40 protein-coding genes are annotated in these 23,677 nt (G+C 65.8%); 9 read left to right on the top strand and 31 right to left on the bottom strand.

What is annotated here, in order from left to right; all coding sequences use genetic code 11:
* Positions 1–144 precede the first annotated feature (144 nt).
* The gene (locus SSKA14_RS00835) at positions 145–546 is read left to right on the top strand and encodes a hypothetical protein (protein ID WP_008267294.1); all 402 of its coding nucleotides are present in this window, start codon (positions 145–147) and stop codon (positions 544–546) included.
* A 3-nt stretch (positions 547–549) separates the two neighbouring features.
* Positions 550–996 carry a 3-dehydroquinate dehydratase gene (locus SSKA14_RS00840; RefSeq protein ID WP_004153636.1) on the top strand — a complete coding sequence of 149 codons (447 nt, stop codon included), beginning with the start codon at positions 550–552 and terminating at the stop codon, positions 994–996.
* 317 nt (positions 997–1,313) lie between these two features.
* On the opposite strand, the gene dcp is transcribed toward SSKA14_RS00840, so the two are convergent.
* From dcp to arfB, 3 genes are all read right to left on the bottom strand, one after another.
* Entirely contained in the window at positions 1,314–3,470 is a 2,157-nt protein-coding gene (gene dcp, locus SSKA14_RS00845) for a peptidyl-dipeptidase Dcp (protein WP_008266515.1), read from the bottom strand.
* Positions 3,471–3,582: 112 nt separating this feature from the next.
* Positions 3,583–4,185, bottom strand: a complete 603-nt coding sequence (locus SSKA14_RS00850) for a lysophospholipid acyltransferase family protein (protein WP_008266991.1) — start codon at positions 4,183–4,185, stop codon at positions 3,583–3,585.
* A 4-nt stretch (positions 4,186–4,189) separates the two neighbouring features.
* Complete coding sequence (gene arfB / locus SSKA14_RS00855; protein WP_004153612.1) at positions 4,190–4,621, bottom strand: alternative ribosome rescue aminoacyl-tRNA hydrolase ArfB; 432 nt, start codon at positions 4,619–4,621, stop codon at positions 4,190–4,192.
* 133 nt (positions 4,622–4,754) lie between these two features.
* Here arfB and SSKA14_RS00860 point away from each other — a divergent pair, with 133 nt between their 5' ends.
* Positions 4,755–5,282 (top strand): DUF2059 domain-containing protein, encoded by a 528-nt coding sequence (locus SSKA14_RS00860; RefSeq protein WP_040006663.1) that lies wholly within the window; start codon positions 4,755–4,757, stop codon positions 5,280–5,282.
* A gap of 75 nt (positions 5,283–5,357) precedes the next feature.
* Here the strand turns inward: SSKA14_RS00860 and SSKA14_RS00865 are convergent, their stop codons facing one another.
* From SSKA14_RS00865 to SSKA14_RS00995, 28 genes are all read right to left on the bottom strand, one after another.
* Positions 5,358–6,101 carry a pseudouridine synthase gene (locus SSKA14_RS00865; RefSeq protein WP_008268610.1) on the bottom strand — a complete coding sequence of 248 codons (744 nt, stop codon included), beginning with the start codon at positions 6,099–6,101 and terminating at the stop codon, positions 5,358–5,360.
* A gap of 130 nt (positions 6,102–6,231) precedes the next feature.
* Complete coding sequence (locus SSKA14_RS00870) at positions 6,232–6,810, bottom strand: O-methyltransferase (protein WP_008265485.1); 579 nt, start codon at positions 6,808–6,810, stop codon at positions 6,232–6,234.
* A gap of 5 nt (positions 6,811–6,815) precedes the next feature.
* Positions 6,816–8,471: a ubiquinone biosynthesis regulatory protein kinase UbiB gene (gene ubiB, locus SSKA14_RS00875; RefSeq protein WP_008265856.1), complete on the bottom strand. Its 1,656-nt coding sequence runs from the start codon at positions 8,469–8,471 to the stop codon at positions 6,816–6,818.
* Entirely contained in the window at positions 8,468–9,103 is a 636-nt protein-coding gene (locus tag SSKA14_RS00880) for an SCP2 sterol-binding domain-containing protein (RefSeq protein ID WP_008268155.1), read from the bottom strand. The genes ubiB and SSKA14_RS00880 overlap by 4 nt, the downstream gene beginning before the upstream one ends.
* Positions 9,104–9,281: 178 nt before the next feature.
* Entirely contained in the window at positions 9,282–9,638 is a 357-nt protein-coding gene (locus SSKA14_RS00885; RefSeq protein ID WP_008266767.1) for a Mor transcription activator family protein, read from the bottom strand.
* Entirely contained in the window at positions 9,635–10,099 is a 465-nt protein-coding gene (locus SSKA14_RS00890; RefSeq protein ID WP_040006666.1) for a regulatory protein GemA, read from the bottom strand. The genes SSKA14_RS00885 and SSKA14_RS00890 overlap by 4 nt, the downstream gene beginning before the upstream one ends.
* Positions 10,096–10,272 (bottom strand): hypothetical protein, encoded by a 177-nt coding sequence (locus SSKA14_RS23695; RefSeq protein WP_157635897.1) that lies wholly within the window; start codon positions 10,270–10,272, stop codon positions 10,096–10,098. Before SSKA14_RS23695 ends, SSKA14_RS00890 begins: the two co-directional genes overlap by 4 nt.
* A complete protein-coding gene (locus SSKA14_RS00900) occupies positions 10,262–10,741 on the bottom strand; it encodes a hypothetical protein (RefSeq protein WP_040006669.1) in 480 nt (159 codons plus the stop codon). The genes SSKA14_RS23695 and SSKA14_RS00900 overlap by 11 nt, the downstream gene beginning before the upstream one ends.
* Complete coding sequence (locus SSKA14_RS00905) at positions 10,734–11,102, bottom strand: DUF2528 family protein (protein WP_008267406.1); 369 nt, start codon at positions 11,100–11,102, stop codon at positions 10,734–10,736. Before SSKA14_RS00905 ends, SSKA14_RS00900 begins: the two co-directional genes overlap by 8 nt.
* 8 nt (positions 11,103–11,110) lie before the next feature.
* Complete coding sequence (locus SSKA14_RS00910; RefSeq protein ID WP_008265379.1) at positions 11,111–12,016, bottom strand: recombination-associated protein RdgC; 906 nt, start codon at positions 12,014–12,016, stop codon at positions 11,111–11,113.
* Entirely contained in the window at positions 12,003–12,320 is a 318-nt protein-coding gene (locus SSKA14_RS00915; RefSeq protein ID WP_087944924.1) for a hypothetical protein, read from the bottom strand. Before SSKA14_RS00915 ends, SSKA14_RS00910 begins: the two co-directional genes overlap by 14 nt.
* Positions 12,317–13,000 (bottom strand): hypothetical protein, encoded by a 684-nt coding sequence (locus SSKA14_RS00920; protein ID WP_040006671.1) that lies wholly within the window; start codon positions 12,998–13,000, stop codon positions 12,317–12,319. The genes SSKA14_RS00915 and SSKA14_RS00920 overlap by 4 nt, the downstream gene beginning before the upstream one ends.
* Position 13,001: 1 nt before the next feature.
* Positions 13,002–13,613 (bottom strand): DUF3164 family protein, encoded by a 612-nt coding sequence (locus SSKA14_RS00925; protein WP_008267057.1) that lies wholly within the window; start codon positions 13,611–13,613, stop codon positions 13,002–13,004.
* On the bottom strand, positions 13,610–13,864 hold the full coding sequence (locus tag SSKA14_RS00930) for a hypothetical protein (protein ID WP_040006673.1): 255 nt from the start codon (positions 13,862–13,864) through the stop codon (positions 13,610–13,612). The genes SSKA14_RS00925 and SSKA14_RS00930 overlap by 4 nt, the downstream gene beginning before the upstream one ends.
* Entirely contained in the window at positions 13,864–14,343 is a 480-nt protein-coding gene (locus SSKA14_RS00935) for a hypothetical protein (RefSeq protein WP_141097897.1), read from the bottom strand. The genes SSKA14_RS00930 and SSKA14_RS00935 overlap by 1 nt, the downstream gene beginning before the upstream one ends.
* A complete protein-coding gene (locus SSKA14_RS00940) occupies positions 14,340–14,567 on the bottom strand; it encodes a hypothetical protein (RefSeq protein WP_008265784.1) in 228 nt (75 codons plus the stop codon). The genes SSKA14_RS00935 and SSKA14_RS00940 overlap by 4 nt, the downstream gene beginning before the upstream one ends.
* The gene (locus SSKA14_RS00945) at positions 14,560–14,835 is read right to left on the bottom strand and encodes a hypothetical protein (RefSeq protein WP_040006676.1); all 276 of its coding nucleotides are present in this window, start codon (positions 14,833–14,835) and stop codon (positions 14,560–14,562) included. Before SSKA14_RS00945 ends, SSKA14_RS00940 begins: the two co-directional genes overlap by 8 nt.
* Positions 14,825–15,214 (bottom strand): hypothetical protein, encoded by a 390-nt coding sequence (locus tag SSKA14_RS00950; protein ID WP_024957596.1) that lies wholly within the window; start codon positions 15,212–15,214, stop codon positions 14,825–14,827. Before SSKA14_RS00950 ends, SSKA14_RS00945 begins: the two co-directional genes overlap by 11 nt.
* 1 nt (position 15,215) lies before the next feature.
* The gene (locus SSKA14_RS00955) at positions 15,216–15,524 is read right to left on the bottom strand and encodes a hypothetical protein (RefSeq protein WP_040006678.1); all 309 of its coding nucleotides are present in this window, start codon (positions 15,522–15,524) and stop codon (positions 15,216–15,218) included.
* Positions 15,524–15,769 carry a hypothetical protein gene (locus SSKA14_RS00960; RefSeq protein WP_040006680.1) on the bottom strand — a complete coding sequence of 82 codons (246 nt, stop codon included), beginning with the start codon at positions 15,767–15,769 and terminating at the stop codon, positions 15,524–15,526. Before SSKA14_RS00960 ends, SSKA14_RS00955 begins: the two co-directional genes overlap by 1 nt.
* The gene (locus tag SSKA14_RS00965; protein WP_008265702.1) at positions 15,762–15,998 is read right to left on the bottom strand and encodes a hypothetical protein; all 237 of its coding nucleotides are present in this window, start codon (positions 15,996–15,998) and stop codon (positions 15,762–15,764) included. Before SSKA14_RS00965 ends, SSKA14_RS00960 begins: the two co-directional genes overlap by 8 nt.
* Before the next feature lies 1 nt (position 15,999).
* Positions 16,000–17,175 (bottom strand): AAA family ATPase, encoded by a 1,176-nt coding sequence (locus SSKA14_RS00970; RefSeq protein ID WP_008268737.1) that lies wholly within the window; start codon positions 17,173–17,175, stop codon positions 16,000–16,002.
* Positions 17,172–17,330: a hypothetical protein gene (locus SSKA14_RS23700; RefSeq protein ID WP_008268046.1), complete on the bottom strand. Its 159-nt coding sequence runs from the start codon at positions 17,328–17,330 to the stop codon at positions 17,172–17,174. Before SSKA14_RS23700 ends, SSKA14_RS00970 begins: the two co-directional genes overlap by 4 nt.
* The gene (locus SSKA14_RS00975) at positions 17,330–19,144 is read right to left on the bottom strand and encodes a DDE-type integrase/transposase/recombinase (RefSeq protein WP_008266617.1); all 1,815 of its coding nucleotides are present in this window, start codon (positions 19,142–19,144) and stop codon (positions 17,330–17,332) included. The genes SSKA14_RS23700 and SSKA14_RS00975 overlap by 1 nt, the downstream gene beginning before the upstream one ends.
* A 1-nt stretch (position 19,145) precedes the next feature.
* Positions 19,146–20,081, bottom strand: a complete 936-nt coding sequence (locus SSKA14_RS00980; protein WP_008266072.1) for a hypothetical protein — start codon at positions 20,079–20,081, stop codon at positions 19,146–19,148.
* Between the two features lie 14 nt (positions 20,082–20,095).
* Positions 20,096–20,389 carry a helix-turn-helix domain-containing protein gene (locus SSKA14_RS00985; protein ID WP_008267142.1) on the bottom strand — a complete coding sequence of 98 codons (294 nt, stop codon included), beginning with the start codon at positions 20,387–20,389 and terminating at the stop codon, positions 20,096–20,098.
* Entirely contained in the window at positions 20,386–20,619 is a 234-nt protein-coding gene (locus SSKA14_RS00990; protein WP_040006683.1) for a hypothetical protein, read from the bottom strand. The genes SSKA14_RS00985 and SSKA14_RS00990 overlap by 4 nt, the downstream gene beginning before the upstream one ends.
* A complete protein-coding gene (locus SSKA14_RS00995; RefSeq protein WP_008265835.1) occupies positions 20,616–20,828 on the bottom strand; it encodes a hypothetical protein in 213 nt (70 codons plus the stop codon). The genes SSKA14_RS00990 and SSKA14_RS00995 overlap by 4 nt, the downstream gene beginning before the upstream one ends.
* Before the next feature lie 60 nt (positions 20,829–20,888).
* On the opposite strand from SSKA14_RS00995, the gene SSKA14_RS23190 reads away from it, so the two are divergent.
* The 6 genes from SSKA14_RS23190 to SSKA14_RS01020 are packed head-to-tail and all read left to right on the top strand — an operon-like array spanning position 20,889 to position 23,671.
* Positions 20,889–21,290, top strand: coding sequence for a helix-turn-helix transcriptional regulator (locus SSKA14_RS23190; protein WP_080355185.1), 402 nt, complete (start codon positions 20,889–20,891; stop codon positions 21,288–21,290).
* Between the two features lie 54 nt (positions 21,291–21,344).
* Positions 21,345–21,818: a hypothetical protein gene (locus SSKA14_RS24040; protein WP_232281353.1), complete on the top strand. Its 474-nt coding sequence runs from the start codon at positions 21,345–21,347 to the stop codon at positions 21,816–21,818.
* A gap of 53 nt (positions 21,819–21,871) precedes the next feature.
* Positions 21,872–22,531, top strand: a complete 660-nt coding sequence (locus SSKA14_RS01005) for a lysozyme (protein ID WP_152907180.1) — start codon at positions 21,872–21,874, stop codon at positions 22,529–22,531.
* On the top strand, positions 22,531–23,037 hold the full coding sequence (locus SSKA14_RS01010) for a lysis system i-spanin subunit Rz (protein ID WP_008264923.1): 507 nt from the start codon (positions 22,531–22,533) through the stop codon (positions 23,035–23,037). The genes SSKA14_RS01005 and SSKA14_RS01010 overlap by 1 nt, the downstream gene beginning before the upstream one ends.
* On the top strand, positions 23,034–23,351 hold the full coding sequence (locus SSKA14_RS01015; RefSeq protein ID WP_008265891.1) for a hypothetical protein: 318 nt from the start codon (positions 23,034–23,036) through the stop codon (positions 23,349–23,351). The genes SSKA14_RS01010 and SSKA14_RS01015 overlap by 4 nt, the downstream gene beginning before the upstream one ends.
* On the top strand, positions 23,348–23,671 hold the full coding sequence (locus SSKA14_RS01020) for a hypothetical protein (RefSeq protein ID WP_024957611.1): 324 nt from the start codon (positions 23,348–23,350) through the stop codon (positions 23,669–23,671). The genes SSKA14_RS01015 and SSKA14_RS01020 overlap by 4 nt, the downstream gene beginning before the upstream one ends.
* Positions 23,672–23,677: the final 6 nt, after the last annotated feature.

Raw genomic sequence — 23,677 nt, forward strand, 5'->3', positions numbered from 1 at the left:
CGCAGGCGTCGCAGGTTCCCGGCAGCGCGGGACATGGGTTACGCAGGTTTTACGCCCCGACCCGGCGACGGGCATCGCACCTTTACGGCCAGCGCGCGCATCGTGTGCCCACCGCGCCACAGGGCGCATTCCGCAAGGTGTTGTATGACCCTCCTGGTGATTCGCCACGCGTCTCCGTCGGCGCCGCGCCCGCAGCTGCCGGCGCAGTTGAGCGGCCATCGCGTGCTGTGCAGCGACTGCGCCAGCCTGTCCGAAGTGCGCCAGTGCCTGTGCCAGCCGCAGGCGCGCTCGGCCGACTGGGTGCTGCTGGATGTCGGCACCGCCGACGAGGCGCAGTGGCAGGCCGAAGGTGGCGCGCTGCAGGCTGCACTGGAGCGGCTGCCGGCGCAGTACATCGAGCTGCAGGCCCGCAGCGAGCCGGGCCTGGATGCACGCCTGCGCCTGCAGCATGGCCCGGCCGCAGTGGTGGTCGACCAGCGCAGCCAGCAGGCCGGTTACCCGTTGTCGCTGGCCATCGTTGGCCGCCGCCTGGCGCAGGAGGGCTGAGCCATGTCGATCTTCATCATCCGTGGCCCGGAAGCGGCCGGCGCCCTGATCCGCACCGCGATGCCGCTGCCGGCACCGGTCCTGAAGTCACTGGTACATCGTGCGATCGACGCCGGCACCAGCGTGGCGATCCGTGCCTGTGGTTCGGAACAGGAACTGCTGGACGCCCTGCGCGTGGCCGACCACAGTCGCGGCGAGGTGACCCTGCTTGACCCGGGTGCATGTGCCAACAGCCTGCGCCTGCAGCGCCTGCTGCCCTACCTGCACAACGCGTACGTGGAAGTGCATGACGACGGTGCAGTGGCCGAGCCGTGCCTGCCGGCCGGCGTCGGCCAGCGCCTGGGCATCGCTGCGGGGTATGGCGCGCAGAGCTATGTACTGGCGCTGGACATCGCGCTGGATCACCTGGGGTTGGCCGAACAGGCCAATCGTGTGCACGTAGGCACGTGATGGCCGGCCAGCGGCCGGCACCTGGTAGTGCCGGCCGCTGGCCGGCAACCTCAACAGCGACAGCAAAGGCTGGATTTCCGTGGGATGGCGGGGTGGGTCCGCTTGCGGGGGACGCCGTGAATCCGTCCATGGAGGCTTAGCCGCGCCATCCATGGCGCGGATACCCCCGCAACCGGACCCACCCCACCTTCGACATATTCCTGCGATCTGCAGTAGATCCACGCCATGCGTGGATGAGCGGTAACTGCAGAATTCATCGATGACATCGACGCAAGAGAAAAACGGCGGGGTTGCCCCCGCCGTTTTCGCTTTCTTGCTTACTTCAGGCCGCGGAACTTCAGCAGCGGCTCCACCGACGGGTCCTTGCCGCGGAAGTCGCGGTACAGGGTCGACAGCTCCACGCTGTTGCCACGCGAGAGGATCTTGTCGCGGAACTCCTGGCCGTTGGCGGCGGTCAGGCCACCGTGCTCGGTGAACCACTGGTAGGCGTCGTGGTCCAGCACTTCGGCCCAGAAGTAGGCGTAGTAACCGGCCGAGTAGCCACCGCCCCAGATGTGGTCGAAGTAGGTGGTGCGGTAGCGCGGCGGCACCTGCGGCAGGTCGACCTTGAACTTCTTCAGCGCGCTGGCTTCAAAGGCACCGACATCCTGCAGCGGCGCGTCGGCCTTCTGCGTGTGCCAGGCCAGGTCCAGCAGCGCGGCCGACAGGTACTCGGTGGTCGCATAGCCCTGGTTGAAGCTGCGTGCCTTGAGGATCTTGTCGACCAGTTCCTGCGGCATCGCCTCGCCGGTCTTGTAGTGCTTGGCGTAGTTGGCGAACACCTTCGGGTCAAGCGCCCAGTGCTCGTTGAACTGCGACGGGAACTCGACGAAGTCGCGCGAGGTAGCGGTGCCGGCGATCGACGGGTACTTCACGTTCGAGAACATGCCGTGCAGTGCATGGCCGAACTCATGGAACATGGTGGTGACGTCGTCGAAGCTGATCAGCGCAGGCTGGCCAGCGGCCGGCTTGGTGAAGTTGCAGACGTTGTAGACCACCGGCTTGGCACCGGTCAGGCCGTCCTGTTCGACGAACACGTCCATCCAGGCGCCGCCGGACTTGCTGTCACGCTTGAAGTAGTCGGTGTAGAACAGGGCCAGCGAGGTGCCGTCCTTGTCGAACACTTCGTACACCTTCATGTCCGGGTTGTAGGTCGGAATGTCGGTACGCGGCTTGAACGTGATGCCGTACAGCTGGGTGGCGGCGTAGAAGACGCCGTTCTGCAGCACGTTGTCCAGTTCGAAGTACGGCTTGATCTGCGACTCGTCCAGATCGTACTTGGCCTTGCGCACCTGCTCGGCGTAGAAGTCCCAGTCGGACGCCGCGACCTGGAAACCACCCTTCTGCGCGTCGATCACCTTCTGGATCTCGCCGGCTTCGGCGCGGGCCTTGGCGGTGGCGGCCGGCACGGTGTCGGTCAGCAGCTTCAGCGCGGCGGCCGGGGTCTTGGCCATCTGGTCGCCCAGCTGGTAGTCGGCGAAGGTATCGAAGCCGAGCAGCTTGGCCTTCTGCGCACGCAGCTGGGCCAGGCGCTGCACGGTCTGCCGGGTGTCGTTGGCATCGCCGCGCTCGGCACGGGTTTCCGAAGCCTTCAGCACGGCCGCGCGCTGGTCGCGGTCGCTGAGCGAGCCAAGCACCGGCTGCTGGGTGGTGTTCTGCAGCGGCAGCACGAACTTGCCGTCCAGCTTGCGGTCCTTGGCGGCGGCCGCAGCGTTGTTGATCGCGTCCTCGTCCAGGCCGGCCAGCTTGGCCTTGTCGTCGACGACCACGGCGGCCGCGGCGGTGGCGGCCACCAGGCGGGTGTGGAACTGGGTGGAGAGGGTGGTCTCTTCCACGTTGAGCTTACGCAGCGATGCCTTGTCGGCGTCGGACAGCTGCGCGCCGGCACGCACCAGGCCGTCGTAGTAGTGCTCGACCAGGCGCTTCTGCACCGGGTCCAGCTCCAGCGTTTCGCGCTGGTCATAGATCGACTTCACGCGCGCGAACAGCTTCGGATCGAGGTTGATCTCGTCCTGGTGCGCGGCCAGCTTCGGCGCCACCTCTTCCTGGATCTTCTGGCGCGCGTCGTTGGTATCGGCCTGGACCAGGCCGAAGAAGATGCGCGACACGCGGGTCAGGGTCTCGCCGCTGCGCTCCATCGCCACGATGGTGTTGTCGAAGGTGGCCGGTTCGCTGCTGTCGGCAATCTTGCGCACGTCGGCCAGGTGCTGGCGCATGCCTTCCTCGAAGGCCGGCAGGTAGTCGCTGTCCTTGATCTTGTCGAACTGCGGCGCCTGGAACGGCAGCGTGCTGGCGCTCAGCAGCGGATTGGTGGAGGCTTCGGCCGGCTGCTGGGCCGGGGTCTTCTGGGCTTCGGACACGGGGGTGGACTCCTTGCCGGAACAGGCCGCCAGCGCCAGGCTGATGGCGGCGGCCAGGACTACGGTACGCGACATGTAAAACGCTCCTTGGGCAGACGGTATGGAATACCAGCCCTCCACCCTACTCCTGTCGCGCTCGCCCGGCATGTGCCGGACGTGGCGTCTATGCGGGGCCTGCCTGGCCGGCTCAGACCGTGCCGCGGGTCTTGCCGATCCAGGGCCGGTAGAACTCGCGGATGGCGGCCATGTCGGCGGCGTCATCACCACTGGGCGTGAACAGCGGCCCGATGCCGATGGTCTTTTCCGGATAGTGGAAGTACGCGGCCAGGATCGGCACGTCGGCCATCCGCGCGATCTTCAGGAAACCGGCCTTCCAGTCCTTCACTGCCTTGCGGGTGCCCTCGGGCGTGATCGCGAACCACATCTTCTCGTTGTTGCGCAGCAGGTCCACCGCCTGCCCCACCGTACCCTGCGGCGAGCTGCGATCCAGCGGGATCACCCCCAGCTTGTGCAGCAGCGGACCCAGCGGCCACCAGAACAGCGAGGCCTTGCCCAGCACCTTCACCTTCATGCCCAGCGCGATCTTGGCGGCCATGCCCCACAGCCCGTCCCAGTTGGACGAATGCGGCGCGATGATGAACACCAGCCGGGGAATGTCAGGCAGGGTGCCGGTCACCTTCCAGCCGCCCATGCGCAGGGTGCAGCGCGCCAGCCAGCGCAGGAAGGCATTGGGTTTGACCTGCGGCATCTGCGGCGGCACGGCCGGCAGCAACGGAGTCGGGTTGTTCAAGCAATCACTCCCAGTCACGTGATGAGCGCCCGCGTTTGATCTGCGCGCGCCCGCGTTTGGCGTCCAGACGACGCAGTTTCGACCCGAGGGTCGGCTTGGTGGCCTTGCGCGGTTTGGGCACGCTCAGCCCGGCCTGGATGAAGGCCGCCAGCCGATCGCGCGCATCCTCGCGATTGCGATCCTGGGTCCGGAACCGTTGCGCATCGATGACCAGCACGCCTTCGCCGGTCATGCGCCGGTCACGCCGCGCCAGCAGGCGGGTGCGCAACGGCTCGGGCAACGAGGGCGAGTTGGCCACGTCGAAACGCAGTTCCACCGCGGTGGAGACCTTGTTGACGTTCTGCCCGCCGGCGCCACTGGCGCGCACGAACCGCTCGACGATCTCGCCGTCGGGGATTTCAAGCTGCGCGCTGATGGTGACCGGTCCACTGCCCATCCGCGCATTGTAGCGGCAGCCACGTCCCGCAGTGCGGCATCGCGCACCGTATGCCGCCGATCAGGCACCGAACACGCCGCCTTCGCCTTGGCTGCGGGTATGCTGGCCGTCCCATGTACCGCAGGAAGCCCGCATGACCCGCACCGCATCCGCCCTGCCGTCCCTGCTGCGCCGCGCCGCCCTGCTGCTGGCGCTGGCCGTGGCCAGTGTGCCGGCCCTGGCCGCGCCGCCGACCGATGGCGACATCAACCGCCTGCTCTCGGCCTCCCGCGCGCAGAGCATGATCGACACCATGCTGCCGCAGATCGAAGCGATGCAGCAGCAGCAGTTCCAGCAGGTGGCCGCGCAGCGCCAGCTCAACGCCCAGCAGCAGGAACAGCTGAAGCGGATCCAGGCGCGGACCAGCCAGACCCTGCGCCAGGCCCTGTCATGGCAGCAGCTGCGGCCGATGTACGTGGACCTCTACAAGAAGACCTTCAGCAAGGAAGACGTGCTGGCGATGGCCGAGTTCTACGAGAGCGCGGCCGGCCAGAGCCTGCTGGACAAGACCCCGGCGCTGATGCAGAACGTGATGGTGGCGATCCAGGCGCGCATGCAGCCGCTGTTCGCGGACCTGCAGAAGGACCTGGAAGCAATCGTCAACGAGCCGGAAAAAAAGTGAGGTAGTGCCGGCCGCTGGCCGGCAATCTCGTACGGTTGGGATCAGGCAGATGCCGGCCAGCGGCCGGCACTACCGTCAAGCGGTATCCACCTGCCAGCCGAACAGGTCCAGCGCCTTCTGGAACCCAGCGTCCAGCGGCGCGCGTACATCCACAACGCCACCGTCGGGATGCGGGAAACGCAGGCGCTCGGCGTGCAGCAGCATGCGGTGCACGCCCTGCATGCGGAAGATGCGGTTGTGGCGGCCATCACCGTGGCTGGTGTCGCCGATCATGTGGTGCGAGAGGTGCTTGAGGTGCCGGCGGATCTGCCGGAAGCGCCCGGTCTGTGGCTGGCAGCGCAGCAACGCATAGCGCGAACTGCTGAACTCGCCGATCGGCACCGACAGCTCGCCGGTGGCCAAGCGCTGGAAATCGGTGATCGCCGGCTTCTTCACCGGCTTGCCCGGGCCGCCGTCCAGATCATGGTCGACCTGCCAGGAGAGCTCGGCCGGCCAGCCCCGGCACACGGTCAGGTAGTCCTTCAGCACTTCGCCGCCCATCAGCGCCTTGCCCAGCGCGCTGGCGGTATCGCGGTCGAAGGCCAGCAGCAGGCAGCCACTGGTCGCCCGGTCCAGGCGATGGACCAGGAAGATCGGGCGGCCCAGCTGCTCGCGCAGGCGGTCGGCCAGGAAATCGTCTTCGCCACGGGCCAGCTTGCTGTCGTGCACCATCAACCCGGCCGGCTTGTTGACCACGGCCAGGCGCTCATCCAGGTGCAGCAACTGCAGGGGGGCGGTTTCGGTCTCGACCGCGGCGAGGGTATCGGGTTCGGTGCTCACGGCAGGATTATCGGGGCTGGGCATTGAATGGGGTAGAGCCGGCCGCTGGCCGGCTGCCTCCGGGCAATCGGATGGCTGCGTTTGCCGGCCAGCGGCCGGCACTACCGGATCAAGCGGGGCGGCACGGCAGTCAGGCGCTGCGCACGGCCAACAGCTCGCCGTTGCCCACCGGCACCAGGCTGGTGCTGAAGTCCGGATCAGCGTCCAGCAGCACGCGCAGCGGCTCCATCTGCGCAGCGTGCGAGATCGCGTTGTCCACCACCAGCAGGCCACCGGGCCGCAGCACGCGGCGCAACTGCGGCCACCAGCCGGCGTACTGTTCGCGGTCCGAATCGAGGAACAGCAGATCGAGGCTGCCATCGGCGGCCTGTGCCAGCCACTGCCCGGCATCGGCGTGGACCAGCGTGATGCGCTCAGCCAGGCCACTGCGCGCGAAGGTGTCACGTGCCATCGCCACCTTGCCCTCGGCGTACTCCAGCGTCGTCACGTGGCCGTCGATGGCGGCGGCGGCCTCGGCCAGCCATAGCGTGGAATAGCCGTTGGACGTACCGATTTCCAGCACCTGGCGAGTGTTGCCGAAGCGCACCAGGACCGACAGGAATTCACCGGTCTCCGGCGTGATGTTGAGCATGCGTCGGCCGCGCGCACTTTCGCGTGCGTCGTTGTCGGCGCCGAAGCGGACCAGTTCGTCCTTGAGTGCCTGCAGCATGGGCCCTACTTCCACCACGCGCGCAGCAGCGCCACCGCACCAACCGCACCGGACAACCAACTCCACATCGGCAGGTCACCCCAGTACCAGCCCGGCGGTTGCAGCACGTACATCAGCGCCGCGATGGCCAACAGGCCGACACCGGTGATCGCCCCCACCGCGCGCTTCTGCAGCCGCTGCAGACTGGCATCGAGCGCAACCAGATCGCGCGAACGCATCGACAGTTCATGCCGGCCTTCCACTTGCTGGGTCAGCCAGGCGTGTACCAGACGCGGCATGTCCGGCGCATGGGTCATGATTTCCGGCAGGCGCTTGCCGATCTCGCGCACCACGCGGCGAGGGCTGTAGCGCTCGCGCAGGATCTTCGCCAGCACCGGCTTGGCCACTGCCCAGATGTCGATCTGCGGATCGAGCTGGCGGCCGACACCTTCGATGTTCAGCAGGGTCTTCTGCAGCAGGATCAACTGCGGCTGCAGGGTCAGCTGGTAGCGTTGCGCCACCCGGAACAGCTTCATCAGCACTTCGGCCAGCGAGATCTGCGACAGCGGGCGGGTGAAGTACGGCTCGCACACCGAACGCACCGCCGCTTCCAGATCATCGATGCGCACGTGATCCGGCATCCAGCGTGCCTGCACGTGCAGTTCGGCGATGCGGCGGTAATCCCGGTTGAAGATGGCCATGAAGTTCTCGGCCAGGTAGTACTGATCCTCCTGCGAGAGCTGGCCCATGATGCCGAAGTCCAGCGCGATGAAGCGCGGGTTGGCACGGCGCGCCGGATCGGTGTCGACCCAGATGTTGCCGGCGTGCGCATCGGCATGGAAGAAGTTGTCGCGGAACACCTGGGTGTAGAACACCCGCACGCCCTTGGCGGCCAGCGCCTTGCGGTCGATGCCGGCCTTGTCCAGCGCGGCGATGTCATCGGACGGGATGCCCCATACGCGTTCCAGGGTCAGCGCGCGCTCGGCGGTGTGGCTCCAGATCACTTCCGGCACGTACAGGTCGTCGCTGTTTTCCCAGAAGCGGCGCAGCACGCTGGCATTGGCGCCTTCGCGCTGCAGGTCCAGTTCGGCAGCCAGGGTGTTCTCGACTTCGGCCACTACCTCACGCGGGCGGATCTTGTCGGCACGTGGATGGGTGCGCTCGACCAGCGCGGCCAGCGAATTGAGCAGGGCAATGTCGGCGTCGATCTGCTTCTCGATGCCTGGGCGCAATACCTTGACCACCACCTGGCGACCATCGGCCAGTGTCGCTGCGTGCACCTGCGCGATCGAGGCCGAGGCCAGCGGCTCGGTGTCGAAGCTGGCAAACGCCTCACTCACCGGCAGGCCAAGCGCTTCTTCGACGATGCGACGCGCGGTATCACCATCGAACGGCTTGACCCGGTCCTGCAGCAGGGTCAGCTCGTTGGCCACGTCCGGCGGTACCAGGTCACGGCGGGTCGACAGGATCTGGCCGAACTTGACGAAGATCGGGCCCAGGTCCTGCAACGCCAGGCGCAAGCGGGCGCCGCGCGATTGTGCGGCGATATCGGCCGAGGCGCGCGGCACGAACGGCTTGGCCAGGCGCAGCCAGCGCTCGGCCGGCGTGCCCTGCAACAGATCATCGAGGCGGTAACGCAGGATCACCCGACCGATGCGGCTGGCCCGCAGCACGGCCTTCATGCAGCACCCCGCAGGCGCTGCACGCGCGCGCCCAGGCGCTCGACGTCATCGCGCAGCACGTCCACGTCGTCATGGAAGGCATCCAGCTCGGCACGCGGCACCACATCACGCGACTCCTCGGTGATGAATTCGGCTGCGCTGTGGGCCAGGTCGATCGCGCCCTGGCGCGCCTGCTGCAGCGCGCTGCGCAGGGTGTTGGCCACCTGCACGCCCAGCACCTCGCCGAACACGCTGACGAACGGCTGCTGCCAGTCCGGATCGAAGCCCTTGGCCAGCTGCTGCAGGCGGCGCGCCAGCTCGGCGTCGCCGGCTACGCGCACGCGGCCCTTGCCGGTGCTGTCGGTGCGGCGCGCGTTGGCCAGCAGCGGCAGCTGCGCGAGCACGCCGGCCAGGCTGCTGCGCACGGCCAGATCGGCTTCCTGCGTGTCGACCGGACCGACCCGCAGCTGATCGCCCTCGACGCTGATGCGCATCGCCAGCGAAGGCGCTTCCAGGGTCAGGTCGATATGCCGGCCGTCGAGGCTGGCCAGCGCATGGCGGGTATCCGGATCCAGCGCGAGGGCGCGGTTCAGGGCGATCTGCAGGGCGCGGCCAGCGACCGGCTTGAGGGACTTGAGCAGGGAGAGAGCCATGTACGCATTCTACCTGCGTGGGTGGGGGGCTTGGGCCGGGCTGCCGCCCGGCACCCGCAGAGGCAACGTGTTCAGGGGTGAGATATATCAGGGGGGGCTGCGAGATATCTAGCCGGAAGACCCCGGAAGAAAGCTGGCAATGGCGGATCAAGATGGAAAGCCATTGCGCCTGGTGCAATCAGGGTGCTGTACGGAACAGACTCATCTGATTGAGGTTACGATCCCGGAAGTTCGCCCTGGCGAGCAGCTTGCGGATCCCTTGCTCAGACATTCTGTATCGCTTCGCCAAGCCCGGAACTGTAGCCCCATTGCGGTGGGCGTTCAGTATCTCACGCTCGCGTGGGCTGAGCTTGAATGAGGCGTCCTGGGGAAAGTAGATGGTCTGGCCGCCCCAGTCTTCGGCCAAGGTGTCCGCCACCGCCGCGCCGATCTGCTCTGCGAAGTCGTCGCCGAGGCCGAGCGCACGCGCAGCCGTAGCCGCCGCCGAAGCGGCATTGGCCAAGAGCTCGTTGCGGCGGGCCTCCATCGACTTCATGCCGAAGGGGCCTCCCGCCGGGCGCGGCGATTGGCATCGATCTGAAGAGCGGCAATCACTTTGAACAACTGATCCGGGTTGCACCATTCCAGGCGTCCTACCTTGAACATGTGGCGGGCCACCGAATGGGCATATTCCCACTCACGCCCCGAATCAGCCAGCAGGGCTTCGATCTTGGACAGCTGGGGGGATAGGTCGCCCTTGGGGCGGCCTGCCCAACGTTTGGCTGCGTACGCCGCCTTGGCGGGAATTCCACCCAGGCGACGCAGCTCGTTGGCGATCGCATCGAGCTGCCGGCGATCGCACTTGCCGGCGCTGCGCTGGGCAACGCCGTGCTCTCTGGATACACGCTCGACCAGGTCACGGTAGACGTCGTCGGAGAGGCTGAGCTTCTTGGCGCCGGCGTGGATCGCGGCCAGCACCCGGTTACGGCCGTCGCCGGCCTTGCGAACGCGCGTCATGCCTTGCTCCTTGCGCCCTGAGCGGCCCGGAGGGCGGTCTGCCATGCCGGCACTTCCTGGCCCGCATGGTCCAGCAACTGCAGCAGCCCTTCGCGCACGCCAGGCACGATACGGCCACCGTCCTTCAGGACGGTGGCCACCTGGGACTTCTTTGTCAGCGGATCACGGCGCATCAACAGCCCCTTCCTCGCGGCCAGCTTCGGTCAGTTCCTGCTCGATCAGCAGTAGCGAACGCCTACGGCATTCGTTGAACCCGTCGCGCCATGCCTGACCGGGAGTCAGGTCATCAAACGGACCTCCAACCTGTTCGCTCAACCACATCGGCGGCACACAGTGAAGCCGCTTCAGGACGTCGGTCTGCAAAGGGCCTGGCGGGACCTGGAAAAGCGGGACGGTGTAGGTTGCCCGCATGGCCGGCCAGCCGCCGCGCTGGCTCTCACTGCCCATCTCCATGAGGTCCGCCGCCACTGCCCGCCGCAGTTCGCGGTCGGCGAAGAACGCTGGCGTCGAACCAGGCGGCATCAGGTAGCCAAGCACCGCATCCACCGCCGCTCGAACGGCTGAGCGTGACGGGCCGTTGGCCACGGCGCGAGGCGCGGCTTTGTAGGCCCGCCATGCGGCGTCGTACACGGTCTCATCCATGTGGCACCTCAATTTCCTCGACCTGCATCAGGGAGGAATCGAGGTCAGGACGGTCATCCCAGCCAACCAGGCGGATACCGTGTGGCGATGGCCACCCTTCCAGCTGGTCAAACTCACGCTGCATGCTTTCGGTCGAGTAGCTTGAGTTCGCATCGAGCACCCAACCCATGAACTCGGCACCGGCGATCTTGATGACGGCCAGCACGGGGTTGTCGTCGGCGGCGTCAAGCCGCTCATCGGCCCCTGTCCAGAACTCGTTGATTTCCGCCGCCAGCTCCGGCGTCAGGATGCTGTGGTCGATCTCAAGCTGTACCTGGCCTTCGCCCCAGTCACGTTCGATCTTGTAGCGCTTGATGGTCATACCGGGCCTCACGGGTTCGTTGAAAGGTGGAAGGCCTGTTCCAGCACCAGGAACAGGCGGCGAATCTCGCCGCTCTGCAGGGCAAAGCGGGCGTCGAACTCGGCGCGGTGGCTATCGGCGTCGACCTGCTCCAGCTGGGAGAGGGCTCCGTCCAGGAACTTCAGCTTGCGCACCACCAGGTCCTCGCCCAGCTCGAAGGACAGCGCGTCCTCCAGCACCAGGGCCAGACGGGTGACCTGCTTGCCGGCATCCAGATGCTTGTCGATCTCGTCGCTGCGCAGCTCCTGGTCGCTGCAGCGCACCTTGGCACCACCCTCGACCGGATCGCGCAGTTCGGCCGACTCCCCGAGGGACAAGCCATCCGGCAGGGGCTCACCAGCGATCCAGCCAGTCAGGATCGAGCGCGGCGCGACTTCGGCGTTCAGCGGCATCGCCGGGAAGCTGCCGAGCAGGCCACGGATATCGGACACGAAGGCGTCAGCCACCTTGCGGCTGGCGGTGTCCACGGCCACATAACCGTTGGCAAGGTCCAAGATGGCGTCGTGGCGGCTGTTCTTGACGAAGGCCTTGGGCAGCAGCTCGTGCAGGATGTCGTCCTTCATGCGCTTGCTCTCACGACCACCCGGTTGACGCCCCTGTTCCTGTTCCATGACCTGAAGACGGGTGTCCAGCGCACGGTTGACCACCGCGCTGGGCAGGATCTTGTCCTCGCCGCCCACGGTCAGCCAAAGGAACGCGCCCTGCCTGCAGCAGAGGTGCTCCTGCTCCTCGCGGCCGAAGGGGGAAATGAAGCCGCGCGAGTTCATTTCGAGCGGTCCAACCGGCTTCAGAACGCCATACGGCAGCACGGATTCGACTTCGGAGAAGTCGGTGCTGGTTGGAAAGCGGAACAGCACCAGGTTACGCATGAACATGGCGGTTCTCCTTTGAGTCGGTGTTGCGGTTGCTGGTACGCAGTGCGCCCCAGCGCAGCCGACGCGGATGCTGGGAACACCACGCAAGCCAATCCCCAAGCGCGTCACCCTTTGCCCGCTGCGTCTGCGCCTCTGGCACACCCGGGACAACCAGCATCCCCTGCATCAGTCCCTTTCCGTGCCTGGCTACGACGCTGATCACCTTGCGCAGCTGCCCGTTGCTCCCTTCGGCGATGAAGATCGCACCTTCCGGCACGTTGTTGCCGAACCCAATCTGGCCATTGGCCCAGCAGTACGCGATCACGAGTGCACCCCCAGGAGGTTGATTGGGCCACTGCGCTGCAAGACCAGCACCGGCGGGTGGAGCAGCAGCTCGAGAATGGCGTTGAGGGCCGCTTCGGCTTGGGCTTCGCACTTCTCGGCCATGCCATGCCCAACCTGGCGAGCAATGGCCGTGGCCACGTTCCGCTTCGTCTGCGGGTCGCGCAGGCCACACACGAAGTCGAGCCCGTCCATGCGCCGGATCGCGTCAGCCGTGGTAGACGCCATCGCACCTACCGCCTGCTGGGCGCACGGACCGCACATCGGCGATTCCGCCAAGCCGGTGGGCATGTCGCAGTTGACGCACGCGTGGCGCGGCCCGGAGGTGGCCACCTCAACGTCCGTACGCTCTTCGAAGTGCAGCAGGCCCGGCTGGGAGATATGACGCTTCAGGCGCCAAGGGAGTGCGTCCCCGCGCGCTTCGATGTACCGCACCGCCTGGCGAATGGCATAGCGAGCAGCGGTCGCGTCTTCGCCCTGGATGTTGCCGCAAGTGGCGTCGAAGAAGCGCAGCCCATCCAGCTCCACGGCCGGCGCGTGGATCTCCACGTCGGCCCGTGCAGCCTGGTCGGCGATCTCCACCGCCAGCGCCAGGGTGTTGGCATTCAGGGCACCGCGAACACCGTCGAAGCGGAAGGTGCAGGTGTCTCGGATCTTCGGCATGTCAGACCCCCGCCACGTCGAGAGAAATGGGCTGATACTGGCCACGTGCGTCGCGCTCGTAGAACCGCACATAGGTCTTGCTGCCCACCACCGTCACCGCATCGCTGATGGCCTTCATCGCCTGCTGCCAGCGGGGGTCATCGAACTTGAGGCGATGCAGCGAGAGCACCTCGCCTGTCTTGATGCTGCCGTCCTGCCCCACCTTGAAGGCGCTGTTGACCAGGGTACGCAGCTCGGCACGGGAGCCTTCGGTCCAGTCGTTCAGGCACTCATCGATGAGGGCCTTGGCCGCCTGCAGCCGCTCATCGAACTGGATGCTGTCCTGGCAGGCGCGCAGGATCTTGTAGCGGCCGTCGTAGGTGTACAGGCTCACGTTGCCCTTGTCGCCGCCGATCTTGGCGCCGTACTGCTCGCCACTGAGCTGCACGAAGGCCGCAATGTCAGCGAACGTGTCCGCCTTGAAGGTGCGCAGTTCTTCGCGCAGCTGCAGGGCGCGCTGGATCTTCTCCTGAACCAGCTGGTCGCGGGCCAGATCGATCGGCTTGATCTGTGCCTCTGGCACCAGCCGACCATTGCGGTCCTCGCGGTAGCCTTCGGGAATGGATGGGGTCATTGGGCGCCTCCTTGGGCGGCGGGGGGGACAAACGGTTGAGTGGGCCGAAGGACGTCGGGGACGCCTTCGACATGGATAGGGCTGTTGGCGGTGAACCAGTCGGCTCGCCAGCGGCGGGCGGCATCCAGCGAGATCCCGAGCAGGCCGGAAATGCGCTGCGGGGTGAGCTGGCGCGGGTTCTGCATACGAGCCCACAGCGCAAAGCGCATCGCGCACAGGTGGTCGTAGCGCCGGCGGCCGGTGCGAGCCATCACTCCACCCCGCCGAAGATGCGATCGAAGTGGTTGTGCAACGAATCGACCAGGCGACCACCGAGGTAAGGCGGTAACTCACCTTCCAGATCCTCCTGGGACTGGCACACGGTGCCGATGGAGGGCGTCAGCGGGCCTTTGTCGAAGGCGGGACCTTCGTAGCCCCCAGCAGCAGATCGAGCCTTCTGCGCCCCTGTCATACCCGGCCGGGTACCACGCACACGCTGCGCCTGCGCGGCAGCCAACGCCGCTTGGTCGATCTTCCAGTCGGGGTTGAGGCGGTAGTTGCGGGCCAGCCCTTCGCCGACGCGCAGGATCATTCCGCACCGCACCGCCTTGGCGACCGCGTTGGACACATAGCCGCGGTAATGGAAGCCGTGCTCCATCACCCGATCGATCAGATCCGCAGAACGGACCACGCTGGCGCCCAGTGACAGGGCGATAGCGTGCTGCATTGCGACGCTGGGGACGGCGCTCATGGCTGAACAACCTGCGGCTGCGTGATGCCGGCTTCCGTACGCGTCAGCACGATGACCGGTGCAGGGCTGGGCGTAGTGCGAGCGACCACGCAAACCACCGCGCGGTGCTTGCCGTCGACCTTGCTGCGGGCCTGGGCGTCTTCGATCGCCTTGTCCGAGTCGGTGAAGGTGTCGCCACCCACCCACTCAGCAGGGACCACCAGGAACTGGCCGCGCTCAGCCATGAGCCACCTCCCGCAGCATCGGAGGACGCTGGGTCCACTCCAGCTGCACGCCCTGGTACTCAGCGGCCATCACGCGGTCCTGCCCGCCGCTGCCGTTGGGCTGGCGGCGCTTGAGGTGGCCACCCACCATCGTGGGAGGGCGGTCCAGAATCAGCACCGCGCGACGGCCATTGCTGTGCAGGCCCAGGATCTCGATGCCGCTGTTCTCCAGCTCGCGTGCCGTGTTGGCGGCGGCATACAGCACGTCGGAATTGCGTTCATGGTTCATGGTTGGATTCCTCGTCGGTAGCGGGCTTGTCCAGCCCGAGTTGTCCGTACAGATCCGGGAGCGCAACGCGCTTCATCGCGCTGACCTGCTCCAGGGAGGTCATGGCGCGCCCGACCAGGAAGGTGCAGGCGCGGTCCAGTTCGGCCGCACTGGCGGCCAGGTGGTAGCCGTGAGCCGGGTGGGCGCAGATCGGGTGCCCCTCGCGCCGCAGCTGCTCGATGATCTGGCGCAGGCGGCGCTCGTCGGCGGTGCTGGTACGTGAAGTGATCTGCTGCACCAGGTCGCGGGCAGTGATGCCGTTGACGGCGCCGCGACGGCCCTGCAGCTGCAAAAGCACCGTCTGTGGGGACAGCTCTTGCGGTAGCAGGGCCAGCTGCATGTCAGATGGCCCCCCGATCAATGCCGGCGGCGATGGCCAGGTCGAGAATCTCGTCCAGTTCCAGCAGCCAGCGCTTGCTGGTGCTGTGCGCGATCACCACCACGCCGCTGTGGATCCAGACCTCGACCGAGTACTCGCGCCTGGTTTCAGGGTCGTGCACCTGGACTTCTCCCACACGCGACGCTGTCGGGAACGTGTGGCAGTCCTGCACCAGCGTCCCGATGGACTTCTTCCGCTGGGGGTGCTGGGCACTGTGGCGCTGGCGGTTACGCACCTGGCCGAGGCAGCGCTGGAGGGTCGGAACGGCCATCATTCCTCCTCGTCGTCATCGCCGTCGCGCAGCTGGCTGATCAGGCCGCTCAGCTGCTGCAGGTCCAGTGATGCCAAGAGTTCCACCAGATCCTGTCCGTCGCGCCATTGGATTCCGGCACGGCGGAAGAGGTCTCGGTGCATCACCGTCACCTGACGATCCGGAAGCTCGGCATCGCGCATCAGGCTTTCGGCGAACCAGCGCAGATGCTGTAGTCCGTTATTGCTGTGGGGCGTATCAGCCATGAGCCACCCCCTCACGCTGCAGCACATCGGCCGGAACATGCGCGGTGATGCGCTCCCAGTTGGCGCGCGGCACGATCACCACCTGCAGGATGTCCACATTCACCGGCGCCGGACGGTCCTGCATTTCAAAGGGAACCGCCACAACACGCGTTGCAAGCGGCCACTGCGCCGTCATTGGCTCAACCACCATGCCTTCTACCGCCGGCCAGCCTTCGGTTCGGATCGCCATCTCACACCCCCCGCACGACGTCAGCGGTGACGGTTGGCACGCCCAGGTCAGCGGCGCGGTTCATCGCAGCGGTCAGGGCGTTCTGAACCGCCAGCGGGTACAGCAACGAGCCAGCGCCGCGCGAAGGAACCAGCTTGGCGCGCAGCGCGTCGATGGCACTCTGTTCCACCACCTTGTCCAGCGGCACCTGGGCGCGCTTGAAGCGGTGCGCCAGGTAGGCACCCAGCTCGTTGTCCAGCGGCGGCAGCGTGATGATCTCGATGCGCTGTACTACTTCGCGTACCTCCGGGTTGTGCTCAGAGAGCTTCACGCCCAGCTCGGGTTGCCCGATGAGGATCACCGACAGCAGCGGGCGCAGGCCGTCCTTCAGCTCGCGGAAGCGCTTGAGGTGCTTCAGGGTCGGCAGCGGCAGGCTGTGGGCCTCTTCAATCACCAGGACGTGGCTGTGACCGGCGCGGGCGCTGTCACGCAGCGATTCGTGCAGCTGGCGGAAGCGGGCCTCGGGGCTGCTCTTCGGCTTGGCCAGCGGGGCGACAGCGGCCATGATCGCCTCGGCGATATGGTGGCTGCGCAGGGTCTTGCCCACGGCATCACTGCCTTCGCTGGCCAGCACGTAGGGCTGGATAACAATGACGGCCTGCTCTTCACGCTGGATGCGATCAACCAGGTCTTCGCGCAGCGTGCTCTTGCCAGCACCACTTTCGCCGATCACCGCAGCAAAGCCGCCGTGGCGGGCCACCTGGTACATGCTCTCGCGGACATAGCGGATATCCGGCGACAGGAACACCTCTTCGGCACTAGCCGGATCGGCGAAGGGATTGCTGGTGAGGCCGAAGTGACGCTTGGCCTGTGGAGTCAAAGCCTGAAAACGCAGTAGCATGGGATCTTCCTCGTCGTGAATGTCGTTGTCGTTATCGGTGTCTTGCGGTGGGGAAACCGGGGCTGGCGTGACCCCGCACGTCGGCCCCTCCTTTTCATGCCAGTGGGCGTCGGTTACGCCGTGCTGGGTCAGGCAGGAACTGATGGCAGCGCGCACCACTGCCGGATCGCAGCTGGTGGGCAACTGGCCGTGGTTGATCAAGGCATTGAGGGCCGGACGGCTCAGACCTGCAGCACTGGCCAGGTCTCCCTGCTTGATGCCGGCCTCGGTGAGCAGGCGCTTCAGACGCAACGTCATGGGCGAGCCCTCCGCCCCTGCAAGGCAGCCTTCGCAGCTGCATAGGTGTTGAAGCCAGCCTTTCGCGCAGCGATCTCCAGCGCCTGGCAGTAGCCGAATCCGTCGCGTTCCTGGATGAGGCGTGCGTCTTTCTTGATGCTGTCGAGCGAAGCCATCACGCGGCACCTCCTTCCACCAGCCGGAGACCACCGCGCTCAGGCGTTGCCAGGGCGTGCGCCCAGGACTCGACCTGATCCACCGGCAGGCCTTCCGGCCAGCGCTGGGCGGTGCGTGCGTAGTGGTCCGGCGACCAAGCCGAACCGGCGGCCTCCAGTAGCGGCTTCAAGCGCATGGCCGCTTCCACATGGTTCAGTGGCGGCAATTCCGCGCGGATGGGCGTGACCGAATCGACCGTGAAGCGAGGGGCCTCGACCACATCGGGGACCGCGACGTCGACGCGATGACCCCGGCGCGGCAGGTGCTGGATCTCCGGCGCCTGCTGCACCGACTTGTAGGGGTCGATACGGCCACCGAACGGCATTGCCTTGGCCTTGCGCTGCGCCTTGGCTTGCTCGTCGGTCTCGGCATCCATCGCCAGGCGCTCGACCCGCTTGCGGTTTGTGTCCGCCGGGGTGTCGGCGTGCGCGTGGTATGTGCCGACCGCCACCGCACCGGTGAACCCGTATGCGTCTGCTTCCAGCGGCTCCATCGTGTACCAGGTGTCGCGGCCAGCATCGTCTGTGAACAGCGCCTGCGCACCGAACTCGCTACCGAAGGCATTACGGGCGACCGTGAGCTTCTGGCCCACGATCACGCCCGGCACGCCCGACACGTCGTAGGTCTTGCCCAGGAAGCTGATCCGCAGCAGCGGGTTGACCTTGCGCAGTTCCGGAGCGCGGGTGGCCAGCTTCATGCAGTCCTCGGTCGCCGGTACCAGGCGCAGCTGATCGGGCTTGATCGTCATCCACGCCTGGTAGCGCGAGGACTTGTGCCGGGTGTGTTGAGCGGTGGCATTGAAGTTGCGCATCCAACGCCACGCCGATGCGTTGAGCTGCTCCAAGCTCTGCACGTTGTCGAAGCGAAGGCGGTGCTCGAACTTGCGTTCGATCAGGTCGTTGGTCTTTTCGACTTGGCCCTTTGCCCACGGCTGGCCCGGCTGATTGATCCAGATGCGAATACCCAGGGCCGCGCACAGGTTCTTGAACATCGCACCCGTATTGGCGCTGCCCGGGTCCACCATCACCATCGTCGGTGCGCCACAGAACGGATCAGCCGCACCGCGGTACTGCATGGCGTTGATGAAGGTGCGGCACAGGTTCTCGCCGCTCTCGGCGCCCAGCACGTATTCCACGTAGAAGGCGCCGCTGGTGTGGTCGGTGAACACGTAGCGCCAGACGCGCTCGTTCTCGACGCGCGCCAGGTTCTTGGGCTTGTTCTTGTAGAACTCGCTTGCCGGCATCGCATGCAGGCCGTCCTGGCGCTTGAGGTAATACAGCACGCACAGGCTGGGATCGGCCTGCCACACCTGGTTGGGATGTTCGCTGGCCAGCTGAACCTTCGGTGCAGGTGCCGACAGCTGATCAGGGTGCAAGCGGTTGGTGCGCAAGGCTTTGGCTGCGGAGCTCTCGCTCAGCAGTCGGATCTCGCCGGTACCGGCATCCACAGTCTCGCCGCGCACCATGCCATTGGCGCGTAGCATGTCGATGGCCTCGCCGATGCTGGCCAGGCGCTTGCCAGTGCCGCGACGCGACTCCAGCAATACAGCGGAAATCATTTCCAGTTCCTGCTGGGTCCAGTCGGAGTTGCCCCGATCGCTGCGGCGCTTGCGAGGCTTCAGCGAACAGGTCAGCTTCGAGACCTGCCGATACAACGTCTGTACGCTGCAGCCCCATTCGGCGGCGTATCGCTCGGCAATGGCGCGCTTCTGGCCGTGCCCGGCGCAGAGCAGGTCAGCAGCGGCCTGCTCGATCAAGCTGGCGCTGAGGGCCATGTCAGCCCTCCCGCTTCCAGTCGGCCAGGCGACGGTCATGGATCACCGTGACGCCCACCTCCTGGTGGTCGCGGACAAGGCGCAGGTCGTTGATCAGGCTGGCGATGATCCCGGCCACCTGCTCATCAACGTTGAGGTCGTGTTGCTCGGCGTGCTGCATCAGCGTGATCACCGCGCCGCTGAAGCCGGCTTCTTCACTGCCGCTGGCGATGGCAAGGCGCACCTGGGAGGCGGCCAGCTCCAGCTGGGTCAGCAGTTCCTGGGACTGCTCGTCGGGGGTGGCCTTCTTCCACTTCCGCTGCGCTTTTGCTGTCTTCTCCTCCGCCTTGTTGAGATCGTCGCTCAACTTGTTGATGCGCTGATCCTTTGCGTCGGCATCGGCACGGGCTTCGCGGATGGCTGCCCGGAGTTCGCGTACCGTCATGGATTCGACATCGTCCAGCGAGAGGCCATCCGTCGCACCCTTCTCTGCCAGTTCCGCGAACTGCTCCTCGGGAAGAGAGAGCAGTTCGATGATCTTGCTTCCGGACTTGGCGGCTGCAATCAAATCGTGCGACGTCGCACGATTTGGCAGCGCGGCTACGCGCTTGGACGCCTCCATCATCCGGCGTGCTTGAGATCCTTCAATGCCCAGACGTTCCAGCATGCCGTCCCATTCGCCATGCGCGGCGCATTCGCGCGCCACGATCAAGTAGCGGCCGGCGCGAAGGAAGGCTTCGCAGCCGCGGCGAAGCTCGCTGCGGATGGCGTTCTCGTAGTGGTCCGGGTGCCACGGCAGGCCGTCACCGAACTGATCCACCACCTCGCTCTGGTGCTCACCGAGGGTAACCAGCTCCTGGCTGCGCTCGGCCAGCTTTTCCGCGTCCAGATCCTGGACAACTGGCTCGGCCTGGGCGAGCGGCTTGGCGCCGCGCTTGTTGGGTTGCTTCTCTGCCATTTCGGTCCTCGTCATCAGTTGGGGCTACGGCTGTAGCGGTTCTTGAAGTCGTCCAGCTGGCGCTCTTCACGGGCCACCTCTGCTTGATGAGCCAAGGCGATCTGGACGATTCGGGGGGATAGGCGCCAGTTGTCCTGGTCGAAGGGAGAGCGTTCGACCAGGCCGTCTTCGGCCAGGCGCTGCAGGTTGCGCAGCGTGGTGCTGGGGGATTCGCCGATGCCGTCGGCGATCGGTTTCAGGCGCAGGCCGGTGCGGCTGTGCCCGGCCAGGGCGAACAGTAGGCGGGCGAAGATGCTTTGCTCACTCATGCCGCAGCGTCCTGCTGGCGGCGCGCCAGTTCCTTCAGTATCCGGACGGCGCGGCGGTCGGCTGCGTCGACGGCGCCGGCCAGCGGCAGGGTGTTGGCCAGAGGCGCGTCTGACTCGACGGCGCGCTGCCAGTTGTTCACGGCGGTGGCGTACTGGTCGCGGGCTGAGGCGAGCAGTAGCTCCAGTTCGCGGGTGGGCACCTCGTCCAGGGGGCGGCCGGGGGCGTTCATGCGACGTCCTTCACGCCTGCTGCCCTGAGCAGAGTGGCGCGCAGAGCCTTGCCCTTCGGCCCAGCCCAAGTGCCGTAGATGGCTTGGCGGGCCGCGCTGGGATTGATGCCGTTCTTGCGGCACCAAGCGCTGACAGTGGTGTTCTGGAGGGTCATGCCGGCGCGAACCTTGTTCATCAAGTCGCGGCCGGGCGGCAGGTGCTGAGCCATGTCGTATCCTTGCGGTGTTGTTTAAACCGGACGGGATAAGACTGGTGCAGAAATCTGCACATGTCAACACTTATGGGTGAATTAATTCGCACTCTTGGCTTTCGGCTCCGTGAGGAGCGAATTCGCCTCGGTCTGAGTCAGACCGCCTTTGGGGAAGTAGTTGGGGCGTCGAAGCGCACCGTCATCGATTGGGAAAAGGGAGCAACATCGCCAACGGCAGCCCAGCTTGCTGGCTGGTCCGAGAACGGTTTGGATCCCCTTTACGTGCTGACCGGGCAAAGGAGCGTTGCTAGGCCTGGAATGGAGGAGGAGCAGATTGCGCAGTTCAACGAAGTGATTGACACGTTTTGGGCACTTTCCGATGCCGGTCGAGCGGCGGCGTCACGTCTGTTGATGGCTCTGCTGACTCAAGACGTTGAGGACGGCGTGGCCCGGGGGATACGAAAGCGACCAATCACATAGGCATTAAGTGCTACGAAGAGCGCGCTAATGACAGGTCTCAAGCAAGGGGGAGTAATGAAGCGAGTAGAGTTCGTCATCGCCAGCGTGCTGATGGCAGCGGCCTTGAGTGGGTGTGCCACCAAGCGTTATGGGCGTCTGCAGCCGGTAACGAGCTACGAGACGCTGAACTATTCTTGTGAGCAGATCCGAATTGAACTATCCAAGGTGGATGCCTTTGATAGGCAGGTCGAGCAGCAAGCAAAGTTCAGCGGCATGTCCATTGCCAGCTTTTTGGGTGACTTTGGGATCGGAAATGTGATCGAACGGAATGAAGCAAAGAGGACGTCAGTGGAAAGGCGAGCTCAGCTTCAGGGGGCTTTTGCCGCCAAGCGATGTGGAGACGTTGAAATTCCCAGGGTAGAAGCCCCGGGTCCTGCGGCGATCGCACCTTCCGCTGTAAATCCTGGTTATCAACCTTCCAAACCGGAAACACCGCCCGCTGCCTCTGTCAACAGTTGGTGGGAAGCGCATAAGCCCAAGGGCGAATAGTCTTCTGCAGCTACGCACGTCGCGAAGGGATCTGCACAGTCCCACGCGCGCGCGTGAGATTCCTCGAAACCAGTTTCAAAGACGACGATCAGTCAAAGACTGAAACTCTGCCCATCGGTTTGGTGTGCGCATGGCGCACCTGGCCGGCGGGCATCCTCGTCTGCCCGTCGGCCATCTTTCCCTGGAGATGGCGCATGGCAGCAGAGCAACCCGGTAACAAGGCACTGCCCATCGCGGGCGGAATGCTGGCAACCATGCTGGCGTTGCTGCTCGGGTTGGTGCAGCCCTTCGAGGGCTACTCGGCCCAGCCCTATCGTGATGTCGTCGGGAAGCTGACGGTCTGCTACGGCCATACGGCCAAGGTAGAACAGCGCACCTACGCCCGCGCCGAATGCGAGCGTCTGCTCCAGTCGGACCTCGGCGTCGCCTGGAACACCGTGCAGAGTTGCATCAAGGTGCCGATGACGGACTACCAGGCGGCCGCGCTGACGTCGTTCGCCTTCAACGTCGGTCCGGGTGGTGCTGGCGTCAAGGACGGCCTGTGCACGCTGCGCAACGGTCAGCAGCCGCGGATCCGTGTCTACGCCAATCAAGGCCGCTGGGACCTCGCATGTGCCCAGCTGAGCAACTGGGCCAATGCCGGCGGCAAGTCCTATAAGGGATTGGAGCGCCGCCGCACCGCTGAGCGCGCGATGTGCGAGGGCCGGTACTGATGGTCCGCACCCTGACCGCAACGGTCGCCCTGCTGCTGGTGCTCCTGCTGGTCGCCATTGCCGCAGCACTTCTCTATCGCGGCAATGCGCTGGACGCCCAAGCCCGTGATGCCAGGGCGCAGCAGCGCGTGACCACGCTTCAATCGCAACTGGAAAGCGAGCGCAATGCTCGCGACACCGAGCATACCCAGGCCAGGGAAATGGCCCAGATCGGAGACCAACATGAAGATGATCGGGAGGCGTCCGCGTCCATCCCTGCTGCTGTTGTGGCTGACCTGCGCGCTGGCAATCTCCAGCTGCGCGACGACCTCGCCACCTGTCACACCGCCCGCCTGTCCCAAGCCGTCTCTGGCGCCGTCGAACGTGATGCGAGCGCCCAACTACGTCCAGAGGTTGCAGGCACTGCTCTTCAAATCGTCACCGAAGCTGAAGACCACGTCCGCTCCTGCCAGCGCGTCATCGGCGTCCTCACCGGACAGCGCCTACCCGTCGAGACCAACCCATGATCGTTGAAGTGCAACCGCTCTACCTGGTGTGGTTCGCAGGCATCGGCATCACGCTGCTTGGCGGCCTGATCGCCGGCGGCCGCTGGCTGGTCAACCAGCTGCAACAACGCACTGATCAGCAGCTGGCGATTCTGATCAACGACAGCAAGCGCTGGCGCGAGGTTGAGAGTCACCTCACCGACTTCCGCCTGGAAGTTGCGAAGGATTACGTCCGCCGCGAGGACTATGCCCGCGGACAGAGCGTTATCGAGGCAAAGCTTGATGCAGTGGCTTCGAAGATCACGAACATGCAAAGCAAGGGGAACACGCCGTGAGTCACGGAAATCAAGGCCCGGATTTGGGCAAGCTGCGCAGGGAGCAGCTGCGCTGGCTGATGTTGCTGGTGCTGGATCGCTCACGCCCCTATCCGATCGGTGAAGCCGTCCTGGCCGGCGCGGCCCAGGACATGTACCCGGATGCCACCGCGCTGGAGGTTCGCCGGGAACTGGACTACCTGGACACCCGTCGCCTGATCGACATCACCAAATCCCCGTCGGGGCCGTGGTCGGCGGAGCTGACCCGCCACGGTGTGGACATCGTCGAGTACAGCATCGACTGCGGTCCGGGGATCGCCCGCCCGCCGAAGTACTGGTGACCCCAT

This window comes from Stenotrophomonas sp. SKA14 (assembly GCF_000158575.1).
Taxonomy (GTDB): domain Bacteria; phylum Pseudomonadota; class Gammaproteobacteria; order Xanthomonadales; family Xanthomonadaceae; genus Stenotrophomonas; species Stenotrophomonas forensis.

Bases quoted from the DNA above. Each gene is read 5' to 3' on its own strand.
- SSKA14_RS00840 (WP_004153636.1), top strand. From the start codon at position 550: ATGTCGATCTTCATCATCCGTGGCCCGGAAGCGGCCGGCGCCCTGATC.
- SSKA14_RS00870 (WP_008265485.1), bottom strand. From the start codon at position 6,810: ATGCTGCAGGCACTCAAGGACGAACTGGTCCGCTTCGGCGCCGACAAC.
- SSKA14_RS00900 (WP_040006669.1), bottom strand. From the start codon at position 10,741: ATGGATGAGACCGTGTACGACGCCGCATGGCGGGCCTACAAAGCCGCG.
- SSKA14_RS00970 (WP_008268737.1), bottom strand. From the start codon at position 17,175: ATGACGTTGCGTCTGAAGCGCCTGCTCACCGAGGCCGGCATCAAGCAG.
- SSKA14_RS00905 (WP_008267406.1), bottom strand. From the start codon at position 11,102: ATGACCATCAAGCGCTACAAGATCGAACGTGACTGGGGCGAAGGCCAG.
- SSKA14_RS24040 (WP_232281353.1), top strand. From the start codon at position 21,345: ATGAAGCGAGTAGAGTTCGTCATCGCCAGCGTGCTGATGGCAGCGGCC.
- SSKA14_RS00945 (WP_040006676.1), bottom strand. From the start codon at position 14,835: ATGAACCATGAACGCAATTCCGACGTGCTGTATGCCGCCGCCAACACG.
- SSKA14_RS23190 (WP_080355185.1), top strand. From the start codon at position 20,889: ATGTCAACACTTATGGGTGAATTAATTCGCACTCTTGGCTTTCGGCTC.
- SSKA14_RS00935 (WP_141097897.1), bottom strand. From the start codon at position 14,343: ATGAGCGCCGTCCCCAGCGTCGCAATGCAGCACGCTATCGCCCTGTCA.
- SSKA14_RS00860 (WP_040006663.1), top strand. From the start codon at position 4,755: ATGACCCGCACCGCATCCGCCCTGCCGTCCCTGCTGCGCCGCGCCGCC.
- SSKA14_RS23700 (WP_008268046.1), bottom strand. From the start codon at position 17,330: ATGGCTTCGCTCGACAGCATCAAGAAAGACGCACGCCTCATCCAGGAA.
- SSKA14_RS00920 (WP_040006671.1), bottom strand. From the start codon at position 13,000: ATGCCGAAGATCCGAGACACCTGCACCTTCCGCTTCGACGGTGTTCGC.
- SSKA14_RS00930 (WP_040006673.1), bottom strand. From the start codon at position 13,864: ATGGCTCGCACCGGCCGCCGGCGCTACGACCACCTGTGCGCGATGCGC.
- SSKA14_RS01015 (WP_008265891.1), top strand. From the start codon at position 23,034: ATGATCGTTGAAGTGCAACCGCTCTACCTGGTGTGGTTCGCAGGCATC.
- SSKA14_RS00890 (WP_040006666.1), bottom strand. From the start codon at position 10,099: ATGACGCGCGTTCGCAAGGCCGGCGACGGCCGTAACCGGGTGCTGGCC.
- SSKA14_RS00910 (WP_008265379.1), bottom strand. From the start codon at position 12,016: ATGTTCATGCGTAACCTGGTGCTGTTCCGCTTTCCAACCAGCACCGAC.
- arfB (WP_004153612.1), bottom strand. From the start codon at position 4,621: ATGGGCAGTGGACCGGTCACCATCAGCGCGCAGCTTGAAATCCCCGAC.
- SSKA14_RS00995 (WP_008265835.1), bottom strand. From the start codon at position 20,828: ATGGCTCAGCACCTGCCGCCCGGCCGCGACTTGATGAACAAGGTTCGC.
- SSKA14_RS00885 (WP_008266767.1), bottom strand. From the start codon at position 9,638: ATGAAGTCGATGGAGGCCCGCCGCAACGAGCTCTTGGCCAATGCCGCT.
- ubiB (WP_008265856.1), bottom strand. From the start codon at position 8,471: ATGAAGGCCGTGCTGCGGGCCAGCCGCATCGGTCGGGTGATCCTGCGT.
- SSKA14_RS00835 (WP_008267294.1), top strand. From the start codon at position 145: ATGACCCTCCTGGTGATTCGCCACGCGTCTCCGTCGGCGCCGCGCCCG.
- SSKA14_RS00880 (WP_008268155.1), bottom strand. From the start codon at position 9,103: ATGGCTCTCTCCCTGCTCAAGTCCCTCAAGCCGGTCGCTGGCCGCGCC.
- SSKA14_RS00950 (WP_024957596.1), bottom strand. From the start codon at position 15,214: ATGCAGCTGGCCCTGCTACCGCAAGAGCTGTCCCCACAGACGGTGCTT.
- SSKA14_RS00985 (WP_008267142.1), bottom strand. From the start codon at position 20,389: ATGAGTGAGCAAAGCATCTTCGCCCGCCTACTGTTCGCCCTGGCCGGG.
- SSKA14_RS00975 (WP_008266617.1), bottom strand. From the start codon at position 19,144: ATGGCCCTCAGCGCCAGCTTGATCGAGCAGGCCGCTGCTGACCTGCTC.
- SSKA14_RS00955 (WP_040006678.1), bottom strand. From the start codon at position 15,524: ATGGCCGTTCCGACCCTCCAGCGCTGCCTCGGCCAGGTGCGTAACCGC.
- SSKA14_RS23695 (WP_157635897.1), bottom strand. From the start codon at position 10,272: ATGCGCCGTGATCCGCTGACAAAGAAGTCCCAGGTGGCCACCGTCCTG.
- SSKA14_RS01010 (WP_008264923.1), top strand. From the start codon at position 22,531: ATGGTCCGCACCCTGACCGCAACGGTCGCCCTGCTGCTGGTGCTCCTG.
- dcp (WP_008266515.1), bottom strand. From the start codon at position 3,470: ATGTCGCGTACCGTAGTCCTGGCCGCCGCCATCAGCCTGGCGCTGGCG.
- SSKA14_RS00940 (WP_008265784.1), bottom strand. From the start codon at position 14,567: ATGGCTGAGCGCGGCCAGTTCCTGGTGGTCCCTGCTGAGTGGGTGGGT.
- SSKA14_RS00960 (WP_040006680.1), bottom strand. From the start codon at position 15,769: ATGGCTGATACGCCCCACAGCAATAACGGACTACAGCATCTGCGCTGG.
- SSKA14_RS00990 (WP_040006683.1), bottom strand. From the start codon at position 20,619: ATGAACGCCCCCGGCCGCCCCCTGGACGAGGTGCCCACCCGCGAACTG.
- SSKA14_RS00965 (WP_008265702.1), bottom strand. From the start codon at position 15,998: ATGGCGATCCGAACCGAAGGCTGGCCGGCGGTAGAAGGCATGGTGGTT.
- SSKA14_RS00925 (WP_008267057.1), bottom strand. From the start codon at position 13,613: ATGACCCCATCCATTCCCGAAGGCTACCGCGAGGACCGCAATGGTCGG.
- SSKA14_RS00980 (WP_008266072.1), bottom strand. From the start codon at position 20,081: ATGGCAGAGAAGCAACCCAACAAGCGCGGCGCCAAGCCGCTCGCCCAG.